The 23,866-nt window shown below is 33.4% G+C and carries 23 protein-coding genes; 12 read left to right on the top strand and 11 right to left on the bottom strand.

All coding sequences use genetic code 11. The features are described 5' to 3' along the window. The first annotated feature begins 61 nt into the window (after positions 1 to 61). A complete protein-coding gene (locus B0A68_RS18425) occupies positions 62 to 595 on the top strand; it encodes a DUF5606 family protein (RefSeq protein WP_035683688.1) in 534 nt (177 codons plus the stop codon). Between the two features lie 99 nt (positions 596 to 694). Beyond that, positions 695 to 1,465, top strand: coding sequence for a nucleoside triphosphate pyrophosphohydrolase (gene mazG / locus B0A68_RS18420; protein ID WP_035683686.1), 771 nt, complete (start codon positions 695 to 697; stop codon positions 1,463 to 1,465). Here the strand turns inward: mazG and B0A68_RS18415 are convergent. Next, positions 1,460 to 2,146, bottom strand: coding sequence for a Crp/Fnr family transcriptional regulator (locus B0A68_RS18415; RefSeq protein ID WP_035683684.1), 687 nt, complete (start codon positions 2,144 to 2,146; stop codon positions 1,460 to 1,462). The two genes, mazG and B0A68_RS18415, sit on opposite strands and share 6 nt — an antisense overlap. 201 nt (positions 2,147 to 2,347) lie before the next feature. On the opposite strand from B0A68_RS18415, the gene B0A68_RS18410 reads away from it, so the two are divergent. The 8 genes from B0A68_RS18410 (at position 2,348) to B0A68_RS18375 (ending at position 10,962) form a co-directional block, all read left to right on the top strand. Further along, positions 2,348 to 4,738 carry a heavy metal translocating P-type ATPase gene (locus tag B0A68_RS18410; protein WP_035683682.1) on the top strand — a complete coding sequence of 797 codons (2,391 nt, stop codon included), beginning with the start codon at positions 2,348 to 2,350 and terminating at the stop codon, positions 4,736 to 4,738. Positions 4,739 to 4,851: 113 nt separating this feature from the next. Continuing rightward, positions 4,852 to 5,043 (top strand): cbb3-type cytochrome oxidase assembly protein CcoS, encoded by a 192-nt coding sequence (ccoS, locus tag B0A68_RS18405; protein WP_035683681.1) that lies wholly within the window; start codon positions 4,852 to 4,854, stop codon positions 5,041 to 5,043. A gap of 2 nt (positions 5,044 to 5,045) precedes the next feature. Next, entirely contained in the window at positions 5,046 to 7,232 is a 2,187-nt protein-coding gene (ccoN, locus tag B0A68_RS18400) for a cytochrome-c oxidase, cbb3-type subunit I (RefSeq protein ID WP_035683678.1), read from the top strand. Between the two features lie 7 nt (positions 7,233 to 7,239). After that, a complete protein-coding gene (locus B0A68_RS18395; RefSeq protein ID WP_035683677.1) occupies positions 7,240 to 7,434 on the top strand; it encodes a cytochrome c oxidase subunit IV in 195 nt (64 codons plus the stop codon). Position 7,435: 1 nt separating this feature from the next. Continuing rightward, complete coding sequence (locus B0A68_RS18390; protein ID WP_035683675.1) at positions 7,436 to 8,365, top strand: cbb3-type cytochrome c oxidase N-terminal domain-containing protein; 930 nt, start codon at positions 7,436 to 7,438, stop codon at positions 8,363 to 8,365. A 9-nt stretch (positions 8,366 to 8,374) separates the two neighbouring features. Next, positions 8,375 to 9,793 carry a cytochrome c oxidase accessory protein CcoG gene (gene ccoG / locus B0A68_RS18385; RefSeq protein ID WP_035683672.1) on the top strand — a complete coding sequence of 473 codons (1,419 nt, stop codon included), beginning with the start codon at positions 8,375 to 8,377 and terminating at the stop codon, positions 9,791 to 9,793. 12 nt (positions 9,794 to 9,805) lie between these two features. Next, complete coding sequence (locus tag B0A68_RS18380) at positions 9,806 to 10,258, top strand: FixH family protein (RefSeq protein WP_035683670.1); 453 nt, start codon at positions 9,806 to 9,808, stop codon at positions 10,256 to 10,258. A gap of 2 nt (positions 10,259 to 10,260) precedes the next feature. Next, a complete protein-coding gene (locus tag B0A68_RS18375) occupies positions 10,261 to 10,962 on the top strand; it encodes a sulfite exporter TauE/SafE family protein (RefSeq protein WP_035683667.1) in 702 nt (233 codons plus the stop codon). A 3-nt stretch (positions 10,963 to 10,965) separates the two neighbouring features. Here B0A68_RS18375 and hemN read toward each other — a convergent pair whose 3' ends face one another. The 9 genes from hemN to prfB all read right to left on the bottom strand — a co-directional run bounded on the left by hemN (position 10,966) and on the right by prfB (position 19,990). Further along, entirely contained in the window at positions 10,966 to 12,327 is a 1,362-nt protein-coding gene (hemN, locus tag B0A68_RS18370; RefSeq protein ID WP_035683664.1) for an oxygen-independent coproporphyrinogen III oxidase, read from the bottom strand. Positions 12,328 to 12,447: 120 nt separating this feature from the next. Further along, on the bottom strand, positions 12,448 to 12,924 hold the full coding sequence (locus B0A68_RS18365) for a hypothetical protein (protein ID WP_035683661.1): 477 nt from the start codon (positions 12,922 to 12,924) through the stop codon (positions 12,448 to 12,450). A gap of 110 nt (positions 12,925 to 13,034) precedes the next feature. Further along, positions 13,035 to 13,382: a hypothetical protein gene (locus tag B0A68_RS18360; RefSeq protein ID WP_035683660.1), complete on the bottom strand. Its 348-nt coding sequence runs from the start codon at positions 13,380 to 13,382 to the stop codon at positions 13,035 to 13,037. Between the two features lie 102 nt (positions 13,383 to 13,484). Next, positions 13,485 to 13,907: a DoxX family protein gene (locus B0A68_RS18355; protein WP_035683658.1), complete on the bottom strand. Its 423-nt coding sequence runs from the start codon at positions 13,905 to 13,907 to the stop codon at positions 13,485 to 13,487. Between the two features lie 123 nt (positions 13,908 to 14,030). Beyond that, positions 14,031 to 15,659: an acyl-CoA carboxylase subunit beta gene (locus B0A68_RS18350; RefSeq protein ID WP_035683656.1), complete on the bottom strand. Its 1,629-nt coding sequence runs from the start codon at positions 15,657 to 15,659 to the stop codon at positions 14,031 to 14,033. Positions 15,660 to 15,884: 225 nt separating this feature from the next. Further along, positions 15,885 to 16,883, bottom strand: coding sequence for a UDP-3-O-(3-hydroxymyristoyl)glucosamine N-acyltransferase (lpxD, locus tag B0A68_RS18345; protein ID WP_035683654.1), 999 nt, complete (start codon positions 16,881 to 16,883; stop codon positions 15,885 to 15,887). A gap of 600 nt (positions 16,884 to 17,483) precedes the next feature. Continuing rightward, positions 17,484 to 17,930: a peptide-methionine (R)-S-oxide reductase MsrB gene (msrB, locus tag B0A68_RS18340; protein WP_035683652.1), complete on the bottom strand. Its 447-nt coding sequence runs from the start codon at positions 17,928 to 17,930 to the stop codon at positions 17,484 to 17,486. A 91-nt stretch (positions 17,931 to 18,021) separates the two neighbouring features. Beyond that, positions 18,022 to 18,891 carry a hypothetical protein gene (locus B0A68_RS18335; protein WP_035683651.1) on the bottom strand — a complete coding sequence of 290 codons (870 nt, stop codon included), beginning with the start codon at positions 18,889 to 18,891 and terminating at the stop codon, positions 18,022 to 18,024. After that, positions 18,892 to 19,990, bottom strand: a protein-coding gene (prfB, locus tag B0A68_RS18330) for a peptide chain release factor 2 (protein WP_117600452.1) whose coding sequence is annotated in 2 segments (ribosomal slippage) — positions 18,892 to 19,926 and positions 19,928 to 19,990 — 1,098 coding nt in all. Because the reading frame shifts where the segments join, the coding sequence is not laid out codon by codon here. It lies immediately after the preceding gene. Between the two features lie 150 nt (positions 19,991 to 20,140). On the opposite strand from prfB, the gene B0A68_RS18325 reads away from it, so the two are divergent. Then, the gene (locus B0A68_RS18325) at positions 20,141 to 21,160 is read left to right on the top strand and encodes a threonine aldolase family protein (protein WP_035683646.1); all 1,020 of its coding nucleotides are present in this window, start codon (positions 20,141 to 20,143) and stop codon (positions 21,158 to 21,160) included. A 138-nt stretch (positions 21,161 to 21,298) separates the two neighbouring features. Here B0A68_RS18325 and B0A68_RS18320 read toward each other — a convergent pair whose 3' ends face one another. After that, a complete protein-coding gene (locus B0A68_RS18320) occupies positions 21,299 to 21,619 on the bottom strand; it encodes a YbaB/EbfC family nucleoid-associated protein (RefSeq protein ID WP_035683643.1) in 321 nt (106 codons plus the stop codon). Positions 21,620 to 21,688: 69 nt separating this feature from the next. On the opposite strand from B0A68_RS18320, the gene B0A68_RS18315 reads away from it, so the two are divergent. Next, complete coding sequence (locus B0A68_RS18315; RefSeq protein ID WP_051892541.1) at positions 21,689 to 23,824, top strand: S9 family peptidase; 2,136 nt, start codon at positions 21,689 to 21,691, stop codon at positions 23,822 to 23,824. Positions 23,825 to 23,866: the final 42 nt, after the last annotated feature.

Genomic DNA, 23,866 nt, shown 5'->3' with positions numbered 1-23,866 from the left:
AAAATTCTATGTTTTTAGAATCTTAAAATAAATCAAATTCTTAATACTAATTTTAATAAAAATGAATTTAGCAAAAATTTTAGCCATTTCTGGAAAACCAGGTTTATATGAATTGAAGGTGCAGACTCGTACAGGTTTTGTGGCTGAATCTTTAATTGATGGAAAAAAAATTACCGTAAACTTAAAAAGTAACGTAAGTTTATTGTCAGAAATCTCAATATACACGTACAGTGGTGAAAAACCATTAACAGAAGTAATGCAAAGCATTGCCGTTAAAGAAAATAAAGGTCAGGCTATTTCTCATAAAGAAGACAATGCAGCTTTGGCTGCTTATTTTAAACAAATTTTACCAGATTATGATGAAGAAAGAGTTTACCCTTCTGATATTAAAAAAGTATTAAACTGGTACAACACACTTCAAGCTAAAGGTTTAGTTACAGATTTAGCTCCGGCTCCAGAAGAAGCTAAAGAAGCAGCTCCAGCTGTAGAAGAAAAGCCCAAAAAAGCAGCAGTAAAAAAAGAGCCTGCAGCAAAAAAGGAAACAGTAAAAAAAGAACCTGCAAAAAAAGCAGCATCTAAAAAAGAAGAAAAGTAGTTCTGCTGCATTTCAAATATTATAATCCTGTTAAGATGTTTTTCTTAACAGGATTTTTTACTTTTACATCACTTGCAATAAAATCAAATACTTCAAAAAATGAGCAGAGAAATTCAACTTAAAGCCTTTGAAAGATTATTAATCATAATGGATGAACTTCGTGAGCAATGTCCGTGGGATAAAAAACAGACTTTGCAGACATTAAGACATCTTACGATCGAGGAAACTTATGAACTAGGCGATGCAATTTTGGATAATGATCTTAATGAAGTAAAAAAAGAGCTTGGAGATTTGCTCCTGCATATTGTTTTTTATGCCAAAATAGGAAGTGAAACCAATGATTTTGATATTGCAGATGTGTGTAATGAAATCTGTGAAAAACTGATTCATCGTCATCCTCATATTTATGGCGATACTGTAGTAAAAGACGAAGAAGAAGTAAAACAAAACTGGGAAAAACTCAAACTTAAAGAAGGTAAAAAATCAGTATTAGAAGGTGTTCCCAAAAGTCTTCCTGCATTGGTAAAAGCCAGTAGAATTCAGGATAAAGTAAAAGGTGTGGGTTTTGATTGGGAAGAATCACATCAGGTTTGGGATAAAGTACAAGAAGAGCTTGAAGAGCTTCAGGAAGAGGTAAAGTCTGGTGATCAGGATAAAATAGAAGCAGAGTTTGGTGATGTTTTATTTTCGATGATAAACTATGCCCGATTTTTAAATGTAAACCCGGAAGATGCTTTAGAACGAACTAATAAAAAATTTATTAAACGTTTTCAATATTTAGAAAGCAAAGCAGAAGAATTAGGAAAACCTTTAATGGATATGAGTTTAGCAGAAATGGATGTATTTTGGAATGAAGCTAAAAAATTATAATTGATCTGCCAGTTTTTTTAATGCTTTAATGTTTTTGAGAATAATTTTTTTTCCAGACAATTCAATCATTTCCAGTTTATTAAAATCAGACAATAATCTTATGCAGCTTTCTGTTGCGGTTCCGATTATACCAGCTAATTCCTCTCTGGTTAACTGTACTTTTAGAGTATTGTCGCTGTTTTCTCCAAAATCTTCATGAAGCTGTAATAGCGTTTCTGCTAATCGCTGTTTTACTGTTTTTTGAACTAAAGCAATTTTGTCATTTTCAGATTCTTTTAAATCTTCACAGACAGCCTGCATCATGTTTAAAGAAAACTGATTGTTATTATTAAAGAAATTTATGATTTCGGTTTTCGGAATAAAGCAAACTTCCATGTCTGCAATAGCTTTTGCCGATAAATTTGCAGGCTCGTTGCTAATCATAGAACGCTGCCCTAAAAGTTCTCCCGATTTAACCAGTTTTACAATCTGATCTTTTCCGTTGGCACTTAATTTAGACAGTTTTCCAACTCCGTCTTTAATACAAAAAACACCATTGGTTACTTCACCCTCTTCAAAAATAGCTTCACCTTTTTTTATCTGATAAGTAGTTTTGCTGTTTGCTAATTTTATAACTTCTTCTTTGTTAAGAGCTTTTAATGAGCTGAGCTGTCGTACAATGCATTGGTCACATTTATTCATGACATAGTAGTTTGCTGCAAAATTACGCATATTTCGGAGTTAAAAGCGGTATTATTGATTAAATTATTTAATAAAATGAAATCTATTGTTATTTCACTATTTTATTTCGTTACATTAGAGGTCAATTTAATTAAAATATGATAATTGTCATCTTTATAATTGCTTGTTGTTTTGATCTTTGCATCATTAAAAAAACAAATTATGAGTGCGCAAAATTGCTTTCACTGCGGTCTGGCCATTGATGAAAATGAAGAAATACATTTTGATGAAAAATTATTTTGCTGTGCCGGATGCAAAACAGTTTACGAAATTTTCAGCAGCCACGATTTAACCTCATATTACGATTTTCAAAAATCTCCCGGAGCAACGCCTCAAGACATCAAAGGCAAATATGATTTTTTAGAAAATGAAGCCATACTTTCAAAAATACTAGAATTTCAGGAAGGAGATACCGCCATTGTTTCATTAAATATTCCTCATATACACTGCAGTTCTTGTATTTGGATTCTAGAAAATCTAAATAGAATTCAACCGGGAATAAGCATCTCACAAGTTAATTTTCCAGAGAAAAAAGTCCGTATTACCTATAATTCAAATATTGTATCACTCAAAACTATAGTTTATACATTAAGTTCGATAGGTTATGAACCTTATATTAGTTTAGAAAATTACGAAACCGGCAAAAGTAATATAGACAGAAGTCTTACTTACAAACTCGGAGTTGCCTTTTTTTGTTTCGGTAATATAATGTTATTGTCATTTCCGGAATATTTTGAAATAAAAGAATTTTGGCTGGACAATTATAAACCTTTTTTTAGAGGTTTGATTTTTATTCTCGCTTTACCTAGTTTTTTATATTCTGCAAGCGGTTATTATGTTTCGGCTTACAAGAGTATAAAATCCGGAATGCTTAATATCGACATTCCGATTGCATTAGGTCTTATTGTAATGTTCATTAGAAGTACTTATGATATTTTCATGAATTATGGTTCAGGTTTTTTTGATAGTTTGGCAAGTCTAGTATTTTTTATGCTGCTTGGTAAAATGTTTCAAATAAAAACCTATAGTTTTTTAAGTTTTGAACGTGATTTTAAATCTTATTTCCCAATAGCAGTTACGAGAATTAATTCAGATTTATCAGAAGAAAGTCTGCCGATTTACGATGTCGAAAAAGGGAATCGACTCTTAATACGAAATCAGGAACTAATTCCGGTTGATGGAATTTTAATAAGTGAAAGTGCCGAAATTGACTATAGTTTTGTAACAGGAGAAGCAGTTCCTATTACTAAAAAATCCGGCGATAAAATATTTGCGGGTGGAAAACAAATAGGGAAAATTATTGAAATGGAAGTTTTGCATTCTGTTTCTCAAAGTTATCTGACTCAATTGTGGAGTAACGATATTTTTCAGAAAAATGTAGATCAAAAACACAAAACTATTACCGATGCAATAAGCAGATACTTTACTCCAATTTTACTATTGATAGCTTTTGGAGGTTTCGGATATTGGATTTTTATTGATGCCAATACAGCTTTTAATGTTTTTACAGCAGTATTAATTGTCGCTTGTCCGTGTGCCCTTGCGCTAACCGCTCCATTTACTTTCGGAAATATCTTAAGGATTTTGGGCAAGCAGAAATTATACCTCAAAAATGCCTTAGTGATTGAGCAGTTAGCAAAAGTAAATACTATAGTTTTTGATAAAACAGGAACAATTACAACCAATAAAAAATCAAACATAGCTTATGAAGGAAAAGCTATTTCTGATGAAGATTTTATATTTATTAAAAATACATTAAGAGCTTCCAATCATCCATTAAGCCGTATGCTTTATGACTTTCTTCCAGAAGAAAAGAAAATTAAAATTGATGATTTTCAGGAAATTACCGGAAAAGGAATCTTAGCATCTATTGGGAATAAAAAAATTAAAATTGGTTCCGCAAAATTTGTTGAAAGTGCAGTTACAGATGCTTTAGAAATAAAAAGGACATCGCTCCATATTGAAATAGATTCTCTTTATTACGGAAAGTTTGTATTTGAAAATCAATATAGGGAAGGTCTGGAAAAATTATTTGCAACTCTTAATACAGACTATCAAATAAAGGTTCTTTCTGGCGATAACGACGGCGAGAAAGACCATTTAGAAGCTCTTTTGCCAAAGAATATAGAATTAATATTCAATCAGAAACCTGAGCAAAAGCTGGATTTTATAAAAAAACTGCAAGAGAAAGGACAGAATGTAATGATGGTTGGAGATGGTTTAAACGATGCGGGAGCTTTGGCACAAAGCAATGTTGGTATTTCTATTTCAGAAAATGTCAATGTTTTCTCCCCTGCCTGCGATGTCATTTTGGATGCCAGTCAATTTTCTCGACTCAGTTATTTTTTAAAATTATCCCGTAAAGCAATCTTTATCATTAAAATGAGTTTTGCTTTATCATTGCTCTACAACGTTATAGGACTTGCATTTGCAGTTACAGGAAATCTTCTTCCGCTGGTGGCTGCTATTATCATGCCTTTGAGTACAATTACGATCGTAAGTTTTGTGACATTTATGTCTAACTATTTCAGTAACAGAAAATTAAATTCTTAATTCGGGTTTTTACGGATATTTTTGTTATACTTTTACGATTCTCCTTTCGATATGATAATTATCATATTTTATCCGCACGTAACCTAATAATTTTGTTAAAATAAATTAAAGGTATGAGTGTTATTTATCTATTAATCACAGTAAGTATTTTCGTGGCAATAGGATTCTTTATTGCTTTTGTCATCGCTGTCAAATCAGGACAGTATGATGATGATTATACACCTTCCGTCAGAATGCTTTTTGACGACGAAACTAAATTTACCTCTCAGAATAACGAATCAAAAACAGAAGAAAAACAAGTATAATTATGGAAATGGAACAGTTTTATTACGACAACAAAATTGTAAAAAAGTTCATTTACGCCACCATCCTGTTTGGGGTTGTGGGTATGTTAGTGGGGCTGACCTTAGCGGTTATGTACCTTTTTCCCAATATCACAGATGGGATATCATGGCTTAGTTATGGTCGATTAAGACCTTTACACACAAATGCTGTTATTTTTGCCTTTGTTGGAAATGCTTTTTTTGCAGGGATGTATTATTCAATGCAACGATTGCTGAAAGCCAGAATGTTTAGTGATTTTTTAAGTAATCTTCATTTCTGGGGATGGCAGCTAATTATTGTTGCTGCTGCAATTACTCTGCCCCTGGGTTATACATCATCAAAAGAATATGCCGAATTAGAATGGCCTATAGATATTGCAATTGCATTGATTTGGGTTGTAATGGGAATTAATATGATTGGTACAATGTTACGTCGTAGAGAGCGTCATTTGTATGTAGCAATCTGGTTTTATTTAGCCACTTTTGTAACAGTTGCAGTACTGCATATTTTTAATAATATAGAAATTCCAGTTTCTACATTAAAAAGTTATTCTGTTTATGCAGGTGTTCAGGATGCTCTTGTACAATGGTGGTACGGACATAATGCAGTAGCATTTTTCTTGACAACACCATTCTTAGGATTAATGTACTACTTTATTCCAAAAGTTGCCAACAGACCCGTTTATTCTTACCGTTTGTCTATTATACACTTTTGGTCCTTAATCTTCATTTATATCTGGGCAGGACCTCACCATTTATTATATTCAGCTTTGCCAAACTGGGCGCAGAATTTAGGGGTAGCATTTTCTATAATGCTGATCGCTCCATCTTGGGGAGGTATGATCAACGGACTTTTAACTTTGAGAGGTGCTTGGGATAAAGTTCGTGAAGAACCAGTTTTAAAATTCTTTGTAGTAGCTATTACAGGATACGGAATGGCAACCTTTGAAGGACCAATGTTATCCTTGAAAAACGTAAACGCTCTTGCACACTACACAGACTGGATCGTTGCTCACGTACACGTTGGAGCTTTAGCATGGAACGGATTTATGTCATTTGGTATTATTTATTGGTTAATTCCCAGAATGACAAAAAGCAATTTGTTTTCTAAAAAATTAGCAAATTTCCACTTCTGGATTGGAACTTTAGGAATCATTTTATATACTGTGCCATTGTATATTGCAGGTTTTGTTCAAGCTTCAATGTGGAAACAATTTAATCCTGACGGAACTTTAACATACGGAAACTTCCTTGAAACTGTAACAGCGATTATGCCAATGTATTGGATGAGAGCTATTGGTGGAAGTTTATATTTGATCGGAATGCTGACATTGGTTTATAATATTATAATGACAGTGAAAGCAGGTGAAACTATAGAGGATGAATTGGCTCAGGCTCCGGCTCTACAAAGAATTAGCGGCAGTAGAGTGAGAGGAGAGAAATTCCATTCCTGGTTAGAAAGAAAACCTATTCAGTTAACCATCTTAGCAACAATTGCAATTCTTATTGGCGGTATTATTCAGATAGTTCCAACCATTATGGTAAAATCGAATATTCCAACCATAAGCAGTGTAAAACCTTATACACCATTAGAGCTTGAAGGTCGTGATTTATATATTCGTGAGGGTTGTGTGGGCTGTCATTCACAATCAGTACGTCCTTTTAGAGGTGAAGTAGAACGATACGGACCACAAGCAAAAGCAGGAGAATTTGTGTACGATCATCCATTCCTTTGGGGATCAAAACGTACAGGTCCAGATTTGCAGCGAGTTGGAGGAAAGTATAATGACAACTGGCACTTTAATCACTTTTGGAATCCACAGAGTATTTCTTCAGGTTCGATTATGCCGGGTTATAAATGGCTGTTTGATAACAAACCAATGGATACTTCATTAATTGAAACAAAAATGAAAGCCATGATTTCATTAGGAGTTCCTTATACAGATGCAGAAGTTGTAAATGCACAAAAAACTTTAAGAACACAGGCTTTAGCAATAGAAAAAAGTCTGGAGAATGACCCTGACTTTGTAAAAAGTTATGAGGAAAGCAGAAAAAAAGCAGCTGCTCAAGGAGAAAAATTCACTCCAATGAACGAAAGAGAAATCGTTGCTTTAATTGCTTATATCCAAAGACTTGGTACAGATATTAAAGTAAAAGAAACAGTTAAATAACAGCACTATGTTTGAACAAATTAAACACAATATGGAAACAATATCGGGTATAGAAATTTATCCGATACTTTCTCTCCTGATTTTCTTTTTCTTCTTTGTAGGTTTAGGCTTTTGGGTGTTTTCCTATAAAAAAGACAAAATTAGAGAGATGAGTGAAATTCCTTTAGAAGAAGGGCTTATTATAACTTCAAAAGATAATTAAAATGAAAAAGTTTTTTCCAGTATATGTGAGAGTCCCTGTGATTTTCTTCATTGTATTTGCTTTAATGGAATACTTTATTGATTCAGGTGACAGGCCTGCATTTGTAAAATACCCTATGGTAGCGGTCTTTTTGTTTGTTTTTTTATTCATCTTGATTGCAATAGAAATTACATTAAATGCGGTAAACCGCGTGATGTACCAATTAATGTCTCCAGAAGAAAAAGCCAAATTAGAATATGAAAGCAGTTTAAGATTTAATGAAAGCGAATGGTACAAAAATTTAATGCAGCGCTTAACAAAAACGCAGCCCATTGAAAAAGAAGGAGATTTGCTGATGGATCACGATTATGACGGAATTAAGGAACTAGATAACAATCTGCCGCCTTGGTGGGTGTATTTATTCTATATCTGTATCATTTTTGGTGTTGTATATGTTGCCCGCTATGAATTGTTTGGAGGTAATAACCAGGAGACTGAATTAAAAATGGAGATGGCACAGGCAAAAGTTGATGTTGAAGAATATCTAAAAACTGCACCAGATTTAATGGATGAAAAAACAGTAGTCTTATTAACTGATAAAGCCGATTTAGCAGCAGGGAAAGAAATTTTTACAACAAATTGTGCTGCATGCCACCGTGCAGATGCCGGCGGACAAATCGGGCCAAACTTAACAGATGATCATTGGATTTTAGGCGGGGGAATTAAAAATCTATTTCACACGATAACTAATGGAGGCCGAGATGGTAAAGGAATGATTTCCTGGAAAGGAACCTTAAAACCTAAAGAAATTCAAAAAGTTGCAAGTTATATCCTTTCATTACAAGGAAGTAATCCAAAAGATCCAAAAGCGCCAGATGGTGAGATTTGGGTTGATGAAAGCGCTCCAAAAAATGATGCCGGAGCAAAAAAAGACACTACACAAGTTAAATAATACCATATCATGTCAAATTTACCAGACGAAACATTTAGAGATACCATCGGAACAATTGATGAAGGCGGTAAAAGAAAATTTATTTTTCCTAAAAAACCGTCTGGTAAATTTTATGATTACAGAAAGTTAGTCAGCTATTTACTACTGGCTATTCTAGTTGCAAATCCATTTATAAAAGTAAATGGTAATCAATTTATGATGTTTAATGTTATTGAACGTCGTTTTAACATTTTTGGATTCCCTTTTTGGCCTCAGGATTTTTATCTTTTTGTAATATCAATGCTTGTCGGCGTTGTTTTTGTCATTTTGTTTACTGTTGTTTTTGGAAGAATTTTTTGTGGATGGATTTGTCCACAGACGATTTTTTTAGAAATGGTTTTCCGCCGAATAGAATATTGGATAGACGGGGATCGTGGTTCTCAGCTGCGTTTGTCTAAACAAGAATGGAACGGAGAAAAAATTAGAAAAAGAGTTTTAAAATGGACTGTCTTTTTTCTGATTTCGTTTGGTATTGCAAATGTTTTTTTAGCCTATCTGGTTGGAAGTGATAATTTGTTTTTAATGGTTGAGCAGGGACCGGTTGCCCAAGCCAGCAATTTTATTTCGCTCCTAATTTTCACAGGTGTTTTTTACTTTGTTTTTGTATGGTTTCGTGAACAAGTTTGTATTATCGCTTGCCCATATGGCCGTTTACAAGGCGTTCTTCTCGATAATAAATCTATAAATGTTGCGTATGATTTTGTTCGCGGAGAAAAAGAACTCGGCAGGGCAAAATTCAATAAAAAAGAAGACAGAACTTTAAGCGGAAAAGGAGATTGCATTGATTGCCATCAATGCGTGCACGTATGTCCGATGGGAATTGACATTAGAAACGGAACTCAATTAGAATGTACAAATTGTACCGCTTGTATTGACGAGTGTGATCATATAATGGATTCTGTTGGATTACCAAAAGGTCTTATACGATATGCTTCAGAAGATGAAATCGAGAAAAAAGCTCCATTCAAATTTACCGCAAGAATGAAAGGCTATACAGCCGTTTTATTTATTTTACTGAGTGTTTTTATTGGAATGTTATTTTTAAGAACCAATGTTGAGGCAGTTGTTTTACGTTTACCAGGCCAGCTTTTTGAACACAAAGGTGATAAAATCAGTAATGTTTATACTTATAAAATTGTCAATAAAACGATGAAAGATTATCAAGATATACATTTTGAATTAATCGATCAGAAAGGTGAAATAAAAAATGTGGGTAAAACGCATTTTAAAATTATTAAAGAAGGAATTTCTCAAGGAACGTTATTTATAGAAATAGATCAGGTTTTATTGGAGAGTGATAAAACCAAATTAAAAATAGGGGTCTATAATGGTAAAGAACTTTTAGAAACAACTACAACAAATTTTTTAGGGCCAAGAAGTTTTAATTAAAAAAGAAAAATTATGAAAATCAATTGGGGAACAGGAATTGTTATTGCTTTTGCATTGTTTATGAGTTTTATTCTGTATTTTGTTTTTGAAGTCCAGTCGAACAGTAAATATGACAACGAATTGGTTGTAGAGGAGTATTATAAGCATGATTCACATTTTCAGGAAGAAATGGCTCGTATTCAGAATGCTCATGATTTACAGCAGAGACCATCAATTACCTATAAAGATGATCAAGGACTAAAAATAGTTTTTCCTAACACTTTTGAAAGTGAAAAAATAAAAGGAAACGTATTACTTTACCGTCCATCAAACAAAAAATTTGATTTTAATACTCCAATTTCTTTAGAGAATTCATCTTTGATTATTCCAGGGAATAAATTAGTAAAAGGACGCTGGGATGTAAATATGGAATGGGAGTACAGTGGTAAAAAATATTTGACGAAGGAAGTAATTTATGTAAAATAAAAATGTTGTACTCTGCTTTTATATTAGGTCTTATCAGCAGTCTGCACTGTATCGGCATGTGTGGACCAATTGCTATGATGCTTCCCATCGATAGAAGTAATGAAACCACAAAAGCAACCCAAATTATAACATATCAATTAGGTCGATTAACTGCTTACGCAGTAATTGGTTTAATTTTTGGCTTGTTAGGAAGAGGTTTTCTACTGGCAGGAATACAACAAAATATTTCAATATTTATTGGTATTGCAATGATACTTATTGCTGTGATTCCAGAAAAAATATTTGCGAATTATAATTTCTCAAAACCAGTTTACAAAATTATTTCTAAAGTTAAATCAAGTCTTGGAAATCAATTTAAAAATAAAAGTTATAAATCTATTTTCATTATTGGATTATTAAACGGATTTTTACCTTGCGGAATGGTATATGCAGCCTTATTTGGTGCAATTGCTATGCAAAGTGCAAGTTTTGGAACATTGTACATGCTTTTGTTCGGATTAGGTACAGTTCCTTTAATGACGATCGTAGTATATATCAATTCGATAATAAAACTGCCTTTTAGAAATAAGATTCAAAAAGTAATCCCTTATGCGGCAGTAATCATTGGTGTTTTATTTATACTTAGAGGTTTAGGATTGGGAATTCCGTACATTTCACCTTCTAATATGAATTTATTTGTCCAGGCAGCTCCAAACTGTCATTGAGTATTATACAGTCATTGAAAACAAGTTTGTTTCTGGTGATTTTCTTTTTAAATGTAGATCAAAAGCCATACAAATATTGCGTACAAATGGTCGTCCGGCTTCAGTAATTTTTAAGCTGTCTTTTTCAATAATAATTAACCCGTCATTTTCTATTTCTGCTAAATTTTTTAAAACAGAATTGATTTCTTTAAAATTAAGAGTATTGTTCCAGGAAGTTTCTAACTCACAGGTTAAATTTAAAATATGTTTTCTGATAATCAGATCTTCTTCATTGAGAATGTGACCCTTTACAACTGGAAGTTTATCCCATTCTAATAATTGATAGTAATCTTCGAGATTTTTTGTGTTTTGAGCAAAACTATACCAGCTGTCACTAATAGATGAAACTCCAAGACCAATCATTAATTGTGTTTTGGATGCGCTGTATCCCATAAAATTTCTATGTAATTTTGTGTTATGTGCGGCTTTGTATAAGCTGTCAGATGTTAGTGCAAAATGATCCATCCCAATTTCATGATAACTATTTTGAGCTAATAATTGTTTTCCTATTTCATATAGCTTTCTTTTTTCAGCATCTTTAGGGAGATTTTCTTCATTAAAACCTCTCTGCCCATTTCCTTTTATCCAAGGCACATGAGCATAGCTGTAAAATGCAAGTCTGTCTGGTTTTAAAGAGTTCGTTTTTTCTATAGTATCAATAACATCTTCAATGGTTTGATAAGGGAGGCCAAATATAATATCATGTCCTATAGAAGTATAGCCAATTTCTTTTGCCCAAAAAGTAACTTTTGCGACATTATGAAAAGGCTGAATTCTATGAATCGCTTTCTGTACTTTTTCAGCATAATCCTGAACGCCAAAACTCACTCTTCGAAAGCCTAAATCATATAGTTTTTTAAGTTGTTCATATGTAGTATTGTTTGGGTGTCCTTCAAAACTAAATTCATAATCTGCTGCTTTATTCGCATAGCTGAAAATACCGTTTATAAGATGTTCCAGATTATTTGTAGAAAAAAAAGTCGGAGTTCCGCCCCCCAAATGTATTTCTTTTATACTAGGTTTTTCAGGAAGCAGTCGGCAGTACAGACTCCATTCTTTTAGGAGTGCTTTTATGTAAGTTTCTTCTACAGAATGATTTTTAGTGATGCGTTTATTGCAGCCGCAAAAAGTGCACATGCTTTCGCAAAATGGTAAATGAATGTACAGACTGATTCCGTCCTGAAAATTGCTCTCTGAAAATGATTTCTGAAAAGATGCTGCCCATTTTTCTGTAGTAAAATCTGCTTCGTTCCAATAGGGCACTGTTGGATAACTTGTATATCTTGGACCGGGAACATTATATTTCTGAGTCAACGAAATTTGCATAAAGACGGATTTAGTTTTCATCAAAATTAAAATATGATGCGCAGGAATAAAATGACAAATATCATATATCTAACAAAAAAAAGAGACTCAAAATTGAGCCTCTTTTATCGAATTAAATAACTAACGTGAAATAGAATCTTGGATGATTTTAAGCCATTTTTTTGCAAACATATGATCTTGATAGACGCTTATTTGTTTGATGCGGTCATCGTCAAAATCATAAAAAGGAATAATGATTTTTTTGGATGTATCTTTTTCCTGAAATTCGAAATCAATCTTTACAATGGTATCAGAATGCGATTCTGTTGTCGGAACTAGCTTGCAGGATATTATGGTTTCCAAATCTACGAATGTTGATTCTTGCTGATTCGGATTAAAATTCATCAGAATGAATTTTTTATTTTTCTGATCAATTGTCAATGTTTTGTTGCTCTGAGATTCTGTTAATGCAAAATTTTCAGGATGTACAGGATTAAATCTCTTTTTAATATTTAAAATTTTAGATTTACTGGCTGCGTTTGATCTTGCAGAAAAATATACGGGAATGGCTACTATAAGCGCAATTACAAGCCCGATTATTACAATACTTGTTTCCATTTTTTATTTTTTAAATAGGGTAAATAATATAAACGAATAAACCTTTTCAGTATGAAATGATTTATTGCTGAAGAGAAAATTATTCTTCAGTTTGATATTTAATTATTTAACTACCAAAAAAAATGGAATGCATAGAGCATTAAAAGTACCTTTTTGCTCTGAGTTGTAAATTGATTAGCAAAGTTTGTAACAGTATTTACTGCCTGATGAGGCGGCAAAACAGCCAATAAAGATTCGAACCATTTTGTTGGAATTATTTGCTCTGTCTTAATATTTGCTGCAAACTGATAATTTGCCTGAGGTTGTACAAATGCTTGGGAATCGGCGATGTCTTTAGAAAAATTGGTATCTGTATTTTGTTTCTCAATAATTTGTACGGTCGCTTTTTCTGCCTGAGAGGCAAAAAAAGCAATGATTATTAGAGATAGAAAAATAACTGTTTTACGAATCCAATTCATGGTGGCGAATTTAAACCATAAAACAGAAAAAACGAAATTTTAAAGAATTAATTAACATCTATTTTTTATCCTCTGCTATTTTTATGTTGAGGAAAAAAAAGTTTATTGCTGCATTTTAAAGTAGTAATCTGCAGAATGTTTTCCTCCTCCATAAAATAAGAAGAAAATGCAAATAATTAAGACAATTACAGCCAGAAATAAGCTTTCTGAATGCATATGTCCCATGAAATTTATTAGCACGGCACCAAATAATATTGGTAACTGTGCCGCTATTGCCCAGCGTGTGAGTAGTCCAAAAACAATCATAATGCCCCCGATCATGTGGGCAGGTGCAATATAATGCAATAGAAACATACCGCCGCCAAATTGATCAATAGGAGAAATTAAATCATGCAAATATTGGACGTTTGTTACAAATGAAATTCCTTTTACAAATAAAAAAACGCCCAAAATAATACGTACCAAATCTACTGGTAAATAAGTGTGCGCATTGGCCCACTTATTTAAACTTTTTACATTTTCCATGATACCACTTTGATTAAAAATTAGTACAATAAAGTTACTAACTTTTTATGATATATTTATTTTTAAATAGCTGAAAATGAATTTTTTACTAAATTTTGGGGTTTAATGTAGAATTACAAAAAACTAAACTTGAATAACGCCAAGATTAAAAGGTTTTTGAATAGGAGCGTGGTTGGCAGCTTCAATTCCCATAGAAATCCAGGTTCTGGTATCTAAAGGATCAATAATTGCATCTGTCCATAATCTGGAAGCGGCATAATAAGGTGAAATCTGCTCATCGTAACGTGCCTTTATTTTGTTGAATAATTCAGTTTCTTTGGCTTCATCAATAATTTCGCCTTTCGCTTTAAGCGAGGAAGCTTCAATTTGTGCTAAAACTTTTGCAGCCTGAGTTCCTCCCATAACGGCAAGTTCTGCACTTGGCCAGGCAAAAATTAAGCGAGGATCATAAGCTTTTCCGCACATCGCGTAATTTCCTGCTCCATAAGAATTTCCAACAATAACAGTAAATTTAGGAACAACAGAATTACTTACTGCGTTTACCATTTTGGCACCGTCTTTTATAATACCGCCATGTTCAGATTTAGAACCGACCATAAAGCCAGTGACATCTTGTAAAAATACTAACGGAATTTTTTTCTGATTGCAATTGGCAATGAATCGGGTTGCTTTGTCTGCGCTGTCAGAATAAATGACACCTCCAAACTGCATTTCACCTTTTTTGGTTTTCACTACTTTTCGCTGATTGGCTACAATGCCAACTGCCCAGCCGTCGATTCTGGCATAACCAGTTATCAGCGATTGTCCGTAACCTTCTTTATAGGCTTCAAACTCTGAATTGTCGACCAAACGATTGATGATTTCCATCATATCATATTGCTCGTTTCTGGCTTTTGGTAAAATTCCGTAAATATCTTTTGGCTCCAGAGCAGGTTTTTCGGCTTTGATTCGGTTATAGCCCGCTTTATCAAAATCCCCAATTTTATCAACTATATTTTTTATTTTGTCCAAAGCATCTTTATCGTCTTTGGCTTTATAATCTGTTACGCCCGATATCTCGCAGTGTGTTGTTGCACCGCCCAAAGTTTCATTATCTATAGTTTCTCCGATAGCAGCTTTTACCAAATAACTTCCTGCAAGGAAAATACTTCCCGTTTTATCTACAATCAGAGCTTCGTCGCTCATAATTGGCAGATAAGCTCCTCCGGCAACGCAGCTACCCATAACAGCAGCAATTTGAGTAATTCCCATACTGCTCATTTGAGCATTATTTCTAAAGATGCGTCCGAAATGTTCTTTGTCCGGAAAAATTTCGTCCTGCAATGGCAGATAAACACCTGCACTATCCACCAAATAAATAATTGGGAGTCTGTTTTCTATAGCAATTTCCTGTGCACGCAGGTTTTTCTTTCCCGTAATCGGGAACCAGGCACCAGCTTTTACAGTTGCATCATTAGCAACTACAATACATTGTTTTCCTTTTATATATCCTATTTTGACAACAACTCCGCCAGAGGGACAGCCGCCGTGTTCTACATACATTCCTTCTCCTGCAAAACCTCCAATTTCAATATTTTTAGAATTTTCGTCTAATAAATAATCAATACGCTCTCGCGCCGTCATTTTGCCTTCAGAATGAAGTTTTGCAATACGTTTTTCGCCTCCTCCTAATTTTACTTTAGCAAATTTCTGTTTTAAATCAGAAAGTAATAGTTTATTGTGATCTTCGTTTTTATTGAAGTTTAAATCCATAAGAAATTGATGTTTTTACAAAATAGTCTTGGCTAATTTACAAAATCAATTGAAATAAATTAGATTCCTTATTTTTTAAAATAAAAACTTGGAAGTGATTTTTTGTAAATAAAGAAGAAAAGGTCTAGTTCAATGAAAACTGCAGGTTTCGAGTGCGAAGTATTATAAATAAAAAAACAGAAGCCAGCTTCTGTTTTTTTGTATAATTTAAATAAGATTTAATGATTATTTTTTAGAGTCACAAACCATTCTTTTTAAGATTGCCCATTGTTTTAGCGCATCACGAGCTTCAACCGCTGGATAACCTAACATTGTTTTTCCTGCAGGGATATCACCTACAACGCCAGATCCTGCGCCAACAATTGCCCCATCGCCAATAGTGGTGTGGTCTTTTATAGAAGCGCTTCCGCCAATGATTACTCCATTTCCTAAAGTTACAGAACCAGCTAAACCACTGTTTCCGGCCATAATACAAAATTTACCTAATTTACTATTATGTCCTATTTGAACTAAATTATCAATTTTACATCCATCACCAAGAACAGTAGAACTAAATTTACCTCGGTCAACACAAGTATTGGCTCCAATTTCAACTCCGTTTCCTATAATTACGTTTCCAATTTGCGGAATTTTTACCAGACCTTTTTCGCTGCAAGGGCGAAATCCAAAACCATCAGCTCCAATAGTTGCATTGGGATGAATGATACAATCGTTGCCAATATGACAACGTTCGCGAATTACAGCTCCAGACCAGATAATTGTGTTTTTTCCAACAGTAGATTCGTCTAAAATAGTCACATTTGGATAAACAGTAGTGTTTGCTCCAATTTCGACTTTTGGACCAATGTAACATCCAGCTCCAATTCTGGCTCCTTCTCCAATTACAGCAGTTTCATCAATAACGGCTGTCTTGTGTATTTGGCTGTGAAATAATGGAGCAGGCGGTGCAAAAAGAGCTAATATCTGAGACATTGCCAAATCTGCATTTTTAACTTTAATAAAAGCACGATTTTCTCCAGGTTCGATCGAAATGTCTTCGTTAACTACTGCAACAGAAGCTTTTGATGATTCCCAATATTTTTCATATTTTTTATTTCCTATAAATGAAATTTCAGAAGTCGTAGCTTTTTCTAATTGTTCTGTAGCTGTTATGCATTGAGAAGTAGTGCCATAAATTACACCATTTATAACTTCGTTAATTTCTTGAATTGAATAGGATTTCATCTAGTGCGTTAAATGTTTAGGGTTAATTTTTGCCAAATAAAATAAATTAGATTTGAATTACCTAATCTTGTTTTGAAGTTTTTTAAATATTTTTTTAAATATCAATTTAAACATTATTAATTTAACATTAAAAATATTGAATTATTAATTGTTTCTAAAAATTCTACTTATCCCTTAGCTTCTTGTTTTTGAAAAAAATTATCCGTCTAACTTATAAATTGTGATAACAGAATAAATAAGTTTGGAATTTAACTTTTTGATTATCAGTTGTGTATTTATGTGTAAAGTCGGTAAATTCCCAGTTTTACAGCTGGTTTGTTTTCTTTTTGATGTAACTGCCAAGAAGAGATTCTTTGTTCTTTGTTTTTTGAAAGGTTAATTTTAATTAGGATTTTTTAATCTTCAAAGTAAAATGGAGCAGCTAAAGCATTATCAAAAAATAGATTATTGTTAAATTTTTCAAGTTAACATTTTATAAGACAAACATTAGTAAGATAAAGTTTAGAAAAAAATGTCGGGTTTTTATTTTTGAAAAGATTTTTAAATAAAAAAAGCGATTTATTGTAAATAAATCGCTTTTAGATAGTTATTAAAATTCAGTTACTCTTTTATTTTAGAAAGAGAAACAGCATTAATACAATAGCGCAGACCGCTTGGCTCCGGGCCATCAGGAAAAACATGTCCTAAGTGTGCATCGCAGGTATTGCATACAACTTCAACACGAATCATTCCGTATGATTTATCTGCATGATAAGCGATTGCATTTTCTTTTAATGGCTGTGTAAATGAAGGCCATCCTGTTCCGGATTCAAATTTTTCGCTGGCATCAAAAAGTACAGTGCCGCAACATTTGCATTCGTAAATTCCCGGATCAAATAAGCTGCACAATTCAGAGCTAAAAGATCTTTCAGTGCCTTTTAAACGCGTTACTTGAAATTCTTCGGGAGTTAAAATCTGTTTCCATTCTTCTTCTGTTTTCTCAACTCTTTTGTCAGGAGTTGGATTTCCTTTATTAGAAAAATGTATAATGTCTGCCCATTTTATCATAAGTATAATTTAAATTTAGAAAAGCATTAAATTCAGTTGTTCCGTAAAGTTACGATTCTTTTCAGAGAGTAAAAAGTCCAATTCACCGAATTTAATAAATAGTATTATCATCGAAAGGATAATCTTTATAACGATTATATTCTCCGGTTTCGCAATTTATTTTAATTACATAACGCTTAAGATTTCTGGGAACTAAATCATTTGGACGTGTTCCTGATTCTGTTTCTTCTCCAAATATGTAGTAGCTATTTTTTGGACCAACTTCAATTCCATAAGTTGAGGTAGATCTAAGAGTTAGATTTTTTCTTTTTTCTCTTAAGATATGTTCAGCGTCTTCTGTCTTTATCCTGCATTTCTTAGCAAAACTATAATATTTGATACTGTCAGACACACTTATTTTCTGAATGTGTTTTGATATTTCAGGATTTATCCAGCCATCTTCTCTAATCAATGCACCATACATGGATTGTTGATTATTTATTATGCAGTTTTCACCATTAAACCTGCAGTCGTGACTTCCTAGATAACCAAACATTCCATAATGTAAATAGGCATAATGGTGATAGCCAGAAATATAATACTGTAATTTGTTGTTTGTAGTTACAACGATTGTATCTGTTTTAAAAAAGATTTTATACGGGATATTGATAGATTTATCTTCGCTGTCATAGGTTCTTTTTATAAAACCATTTTTAATAACAGTGTCCTGAATGAGTTTTCCATCTCTCAGTATTTGAAACTTGAGAATAGCAATCTCTTTTCTTTTGAAATAAACAAATGAAATCTCAGGCTGCTCAGTAACTAAATTCACCGAATCGCATTCTTTAGAATATTTGATACCATCAATTTCGGCATTTTTTATTTTTGTATGTGAGGACCACAAAAACAAGCCAATCAAGAGTAAAATGATCAAAATAATAATTCCGATAAATACTAAGCAGCCTTTAAGATATTTATTCATTTATTCTTCCTCTTTTTGTCCCATCATCATCAAAAATGCTTTTAGGAAAGGGTCAATATTTCCGTTCATAACGCCGTCTACATCACTGGTTTCGTAACCTGTACGAACATCTTTTACTAATTTATAAGGTTGCATAACGTAATTACGAATTTGCGAACCCCATTCGATTTTCATTTTTCCAGCTTCAATATCTGCTCGCTGTGCTTGTTGTTTTTTTAATTCGATTTCGTACAACTGAGAACGTAACATCTGCATGGCACGCTGTCTGTTGTCTTGCTGCGAACGTGTTTCTGAACATTGAATCTGGATTCCGGTTGGTTTGTGCACCAATTGTACTTTGGTTTCAACCTTATTCACATTTTGTCCTCCCGCACCGCTTGATCGTGAGGTTGTAATTTCGATATCGGCAGGATTAATTTCAATTTCAATACTGTCATCAACAAGCGGATAAACGTAAACAGATGCAAATGAAGTATGGCGTTTAGCATTACTGTCAAAAGGCGAAATACGCACCAGACGATGTACGCCATTTTCTCCTTTTAAATAGCCAAAAGAATAATCGCCTTCAAACTCCAGTGTAACGGTTTTAATTCCCGCAACATCACCAGCTTGAAAGTTTAGTTCTTTTATTTTGTAACCGTAACTTTCGCCCCACATCATATACATACGCATCAGCATTCCGGCCCAGTCACAACTTTCTGTTCCTCCGGCTCCGGCAGTAATCTGAAGAACGGCACTTAGGCTGTCACCTTCATCAGAAAGCATATTTTTAAACTCGATGTTTTCGATATGCAGCTGTGTTGTGTTGTAATGTTCGTCTAATTCTTCTGTAGAAAGTTCTCCTTCTTTGTAAAAATCGTGCGCCAGCTGCAATTCATCTGTAAGTTCGATGGCTTTATTGTAATCTTCAATCCATTTTTTCTTGTTTCTCAGGTTTTTTACAATAAGTTCTGCTTCTTTTGCATTGTTCCAAAAGTCGGGTGCAAATGTTTTTTCTTCTTCGTTTGCAATTTCAATTAGTTTGGCATCAACGTCAAAGATACCTCCTCAACGCACCAAGGCGCTCCACAATACCTTTAATTTGTTCGGTCGTTGTCATAAATTAATACTAGTTTTATATGTTTTTTATAATTATTACGTTAATTTGGTCTGTAGAAATAAGCAAGTTAAAATTTAATAAAACTTGCCACCAATAACTATCAGTAATACGTAATTTTGCTTTACAAAAATAAGATATAGTTTTTAGAATATGGAAATAAATTTAATTAGCGATACCATTACCAAACCTACTTACGAAATGCTGCAGTATATGTTTAACGCTCAAGTTGGCGATGATGTATACAAACAAGATCCAACGGTTATAGAGTTGGAAACCAGAACAGCTGAATTTTTTGGTATGGAAGCAGGTCTTTTTTTTCCTTCTGGAACTATGGCAAATCAAACCGCTATTAAGCTGCACACACAGCCAGGCGACCAATTAATTGCAGATAAATACGCGCATGTATATAATTATGAAGGAGGAGGAGTTTCTTTTAACAGCGGTGTTTCTTGCTGTTTATTAGATGGACATCGCGGTATGATCACTGCGTCTCAGGTTGCTGCTGCGATTAATGATCCAGAGTTTTATCACAGCCCGTTAACAAGTTTAGTTTGTGTAGAAAACACAACAAATAAAGGAGGCGGAGCTTGTTATGAATTAGAAGATTTAAGAGAAATAAAAAAAGTATGCGATGCTAATAATTTGAAATTTCATTTGGATGGAGCCAGAATTTGGAATGCATTAGTTGCAAAAAGACAAAATCCAAAGGAGTTTGGGGCTATTTTCGATACGATTTCTGTTTGTTTGTCAAAAGGATTGGGAGCTCCAATTGGATCTGTTCTGCTGGGAAGTAAAGCAGATATTCACAGAGCTTTAAGAATTAGAAAAATATTAGGCGGCGGAATGCGTCAGGTTGGTTATTTGGCTGCTGCGGGGCTTTATGCTTTGGCAAATAATATAGAAAGGCTTGCAGAAGATCATCGAAGAGTCAAAGAAATTGCAGCAATTTTGAGTACAAAATCGTGGGTTGCCGCTGTTGAACCAGTAGAAACGAATATTTTGATTTTTTCACTGGCCGAAGGTTACAGCGATCAGCTTCTGATTGAAAAATTAAAACAGAAAAATATTTTAATCAGTTCCTTAGGTCATAATAAACTCCGAATTGTTACCCACTTAGATTATAAGGAAGTAATGCATACGTATGTTTTAGAAACGTTTTCGAAGATATAGAAAGAAGAGGTGCAAAGGTTCAGAGGTACAAAGGTTTTTAGGGCATAGTTTAGTATGTCTTTTTAATTCAAAGGTTCAAAGGTTATTCCTACTTGGAAAACCTTTGAACCTTTGAGCCTTTTTTTAAACCTTTGAACCTTATTTAAAAAGATTATCCATTCCTGGAATCATTGGCATATCCATTTTTGCTACAGCATCAAGTTCTTTTTCGTTTACACTTGTTGCTTTTTCGATTGCTTTATTTAAGGTTACGATTAGATAATCTTCCAATTGTTCTTTGTCTTCAAGCAAAGAGTCATCAATAGAGATTGATTTCACTTTTCTATTTGCTGTCAATGTTATTTTTAATAATCCATCAGCGCTTTGCTCGTCGATTAAAACGGTATCAAGTCGCTTTTTTGTATCTTCAATTTTTTGTTGGGTTTCTTTAAGTTTGCCCATCATTCCCATTAAATCCATTTTTTGTTGATTTTTAAATTATTTCATACAAAATTAGTATATTGCTATATTATATCAATAGAATATTTTATGAAAAAATTAATTCTCTTCTGTTGTGTTTGTACTATTTTTGCTTCTTCGTATTTAAAAACTAATGCTCAATCAATGCAAAATGATATAGTGGCTCCAAAGGCCAAAGTAATACCAAAAACATTAAAAAAACATAAAGAAACGCGAATCGATAATTATTTCTGGCTTAACGACCGAGAAAATTCAGAAGTAATTGATTATCTAAATCAGGAAAATTCATATTACCAAAATATGACTGCACATACAAAAGATCTTCAGGGAAATTTGTATGAGGAAATGAAAAGCAGAATTAAAGAAGATGATTCTTCTGTTCCTTATTTTTATAATGGATATTTTTATATCACACGTTTTGAAACAGGGCAGGATTATCCGATATTTTCAAGAAAAAAGGGAAGCCTTACAGCGGCTGAAGAAATTTTGTTTAACTGTAACGAATTGGCAAAGGGGCATGCTTATTTTAAACTTGGAGGATTAAGTGTGAGTCCCGACAATAAATTTGCCAGTTTTGGAGTAGATATTGTTGGAAGAAGAATCTATAGCATTCAGATTAAAAACTTAGAAACGGGAGAAATTCTGCCAGATAAGATAGAAAATGTAACCGGAGGATCTGTTTGGGCAAATGACAACAATACGATCTTTTATGTTAGACAAGATGAGGTTACACTAAGAGCTGACAAAGTTTTTAGACATAAATTAAATTCAGATAGTAAAGAAGATGTTTTAGTTTTTAACGAAACAGATGATACTTTTAATGTCTCGATCAGCAAAGAAAAATCAAGAAAATATATCGTAATAGGGTCAGGAAGCACACTTACTACCGAGTATAGAATTCTGAATTCTGACAATCCAAATGGTGAATTTGAGGTGTTTCAGCCTCGCGTCCGCGGATTAGAGTATAGTATTTCTCATTATCAGGACTCTTTTTATATTTTAACTAATAAAGATAAGGCTACCAATTTTAAGCTGATGAAAACACCTGAAAATAAAACAGGTAAAAAAAATTGGGTAGATGTAATTGCGCACCGCGAAGATGTTTTATTAGAAGATATCGAAATTTTTAAAAACTATTTAGTTGTAGAAGAACGCTCAAATGGTTTAAATCATATTCGTATAATGCCTTGGGGAGACGAGCCGGATTATTACCTTCCGTTTGGCAGCGAAACTTACAATGCATATACTACAACCAATATCGATTTTGATACCGATGTTTTGCGTTACAGTTACCAATCGCTGGGAACGCCGTCCTCTGTTATTGATTTTAATATGAAAACTAAAACAAAGGAAATCTTAAAAGAACAAGAAGTTTTAGGCGGTAAATTTGACAAAGAAAATTACGTTGAAGAGCGTGTTTGGGCGACTGCCAGAGACGGTGTAAAAGTTCCAATTTCGATGATTTATCGTAAAGGATTGAAGAAAGACGGCAAAAATCCATTATTACTTTATGCTTATGGTTCGTACGGAATCACGATGGATACGTATTTTTCATCTACTCGTCTTTCTCTTTTAGATCGCGGCTTTGTATATGCAATTGCCCATATTAGAGGAGGTGAGGATTTAGGAAGACAATGGTATGAAGACGGAAAACTGTTAAAAAAGAAAAATACCTTTACAGATTTCATCGATTGCTCTAAATTTGTAATAGACGAGAAATATACTTCTTCTGAACATTTATATGCAGAAGGAGGATCTGCCGGAGGATTATTGATGGGAGTTATTGTAAATGAAGCCCCAGAATTATACAACGGAGTCATAGCTCAGGTGCCTTTTGTAGATGTTATTACAACTATGTTAGACGACAGCATTCCGCTGACCACAGGAGAATATGACGAATGGGGAAACCCAAATAATAAAAAGTATTACGATTATATGTTGTCGTATTCGCCTTACGATAATGTAAAAGCTCAGAATTATCCAAACATGTATGTATCTACTGGATTACACGATTCGCAGGTACAATACTGGGAGCCAGCTAAGTGGGTAGCCAAATTGAGAGATTTAAAAATAAATGACAAACTTTTATTTTTAGATACTAATATGGATGCCGGACATGGCGGTGCTTCAGGACGATTTGAAGCTTTAAAAGACTTAGCAAAAGAATTTAGTTTTTTATTAGATTTAGAAAAAATTAAAAGCTAATTAGAAAATTTTTGTTAAATTTGCAACCTATCATGGCATTTG

Source organism: Flavobacterium reichenbachii, assembly GCF_002217435.1.
Classification (GTDB): Bacteria; Bacteroidota; Bacteroidia; order Flavobacteriales; family Flavobacteriaceae; genus Flavobacterium; species Flavobacterium reichenbachii.
The sequence above is the reverse complement of the archived record's forward strand: the minus strand, read 5'-3'. Positions and strand labels throughout refer to the sequence as shown.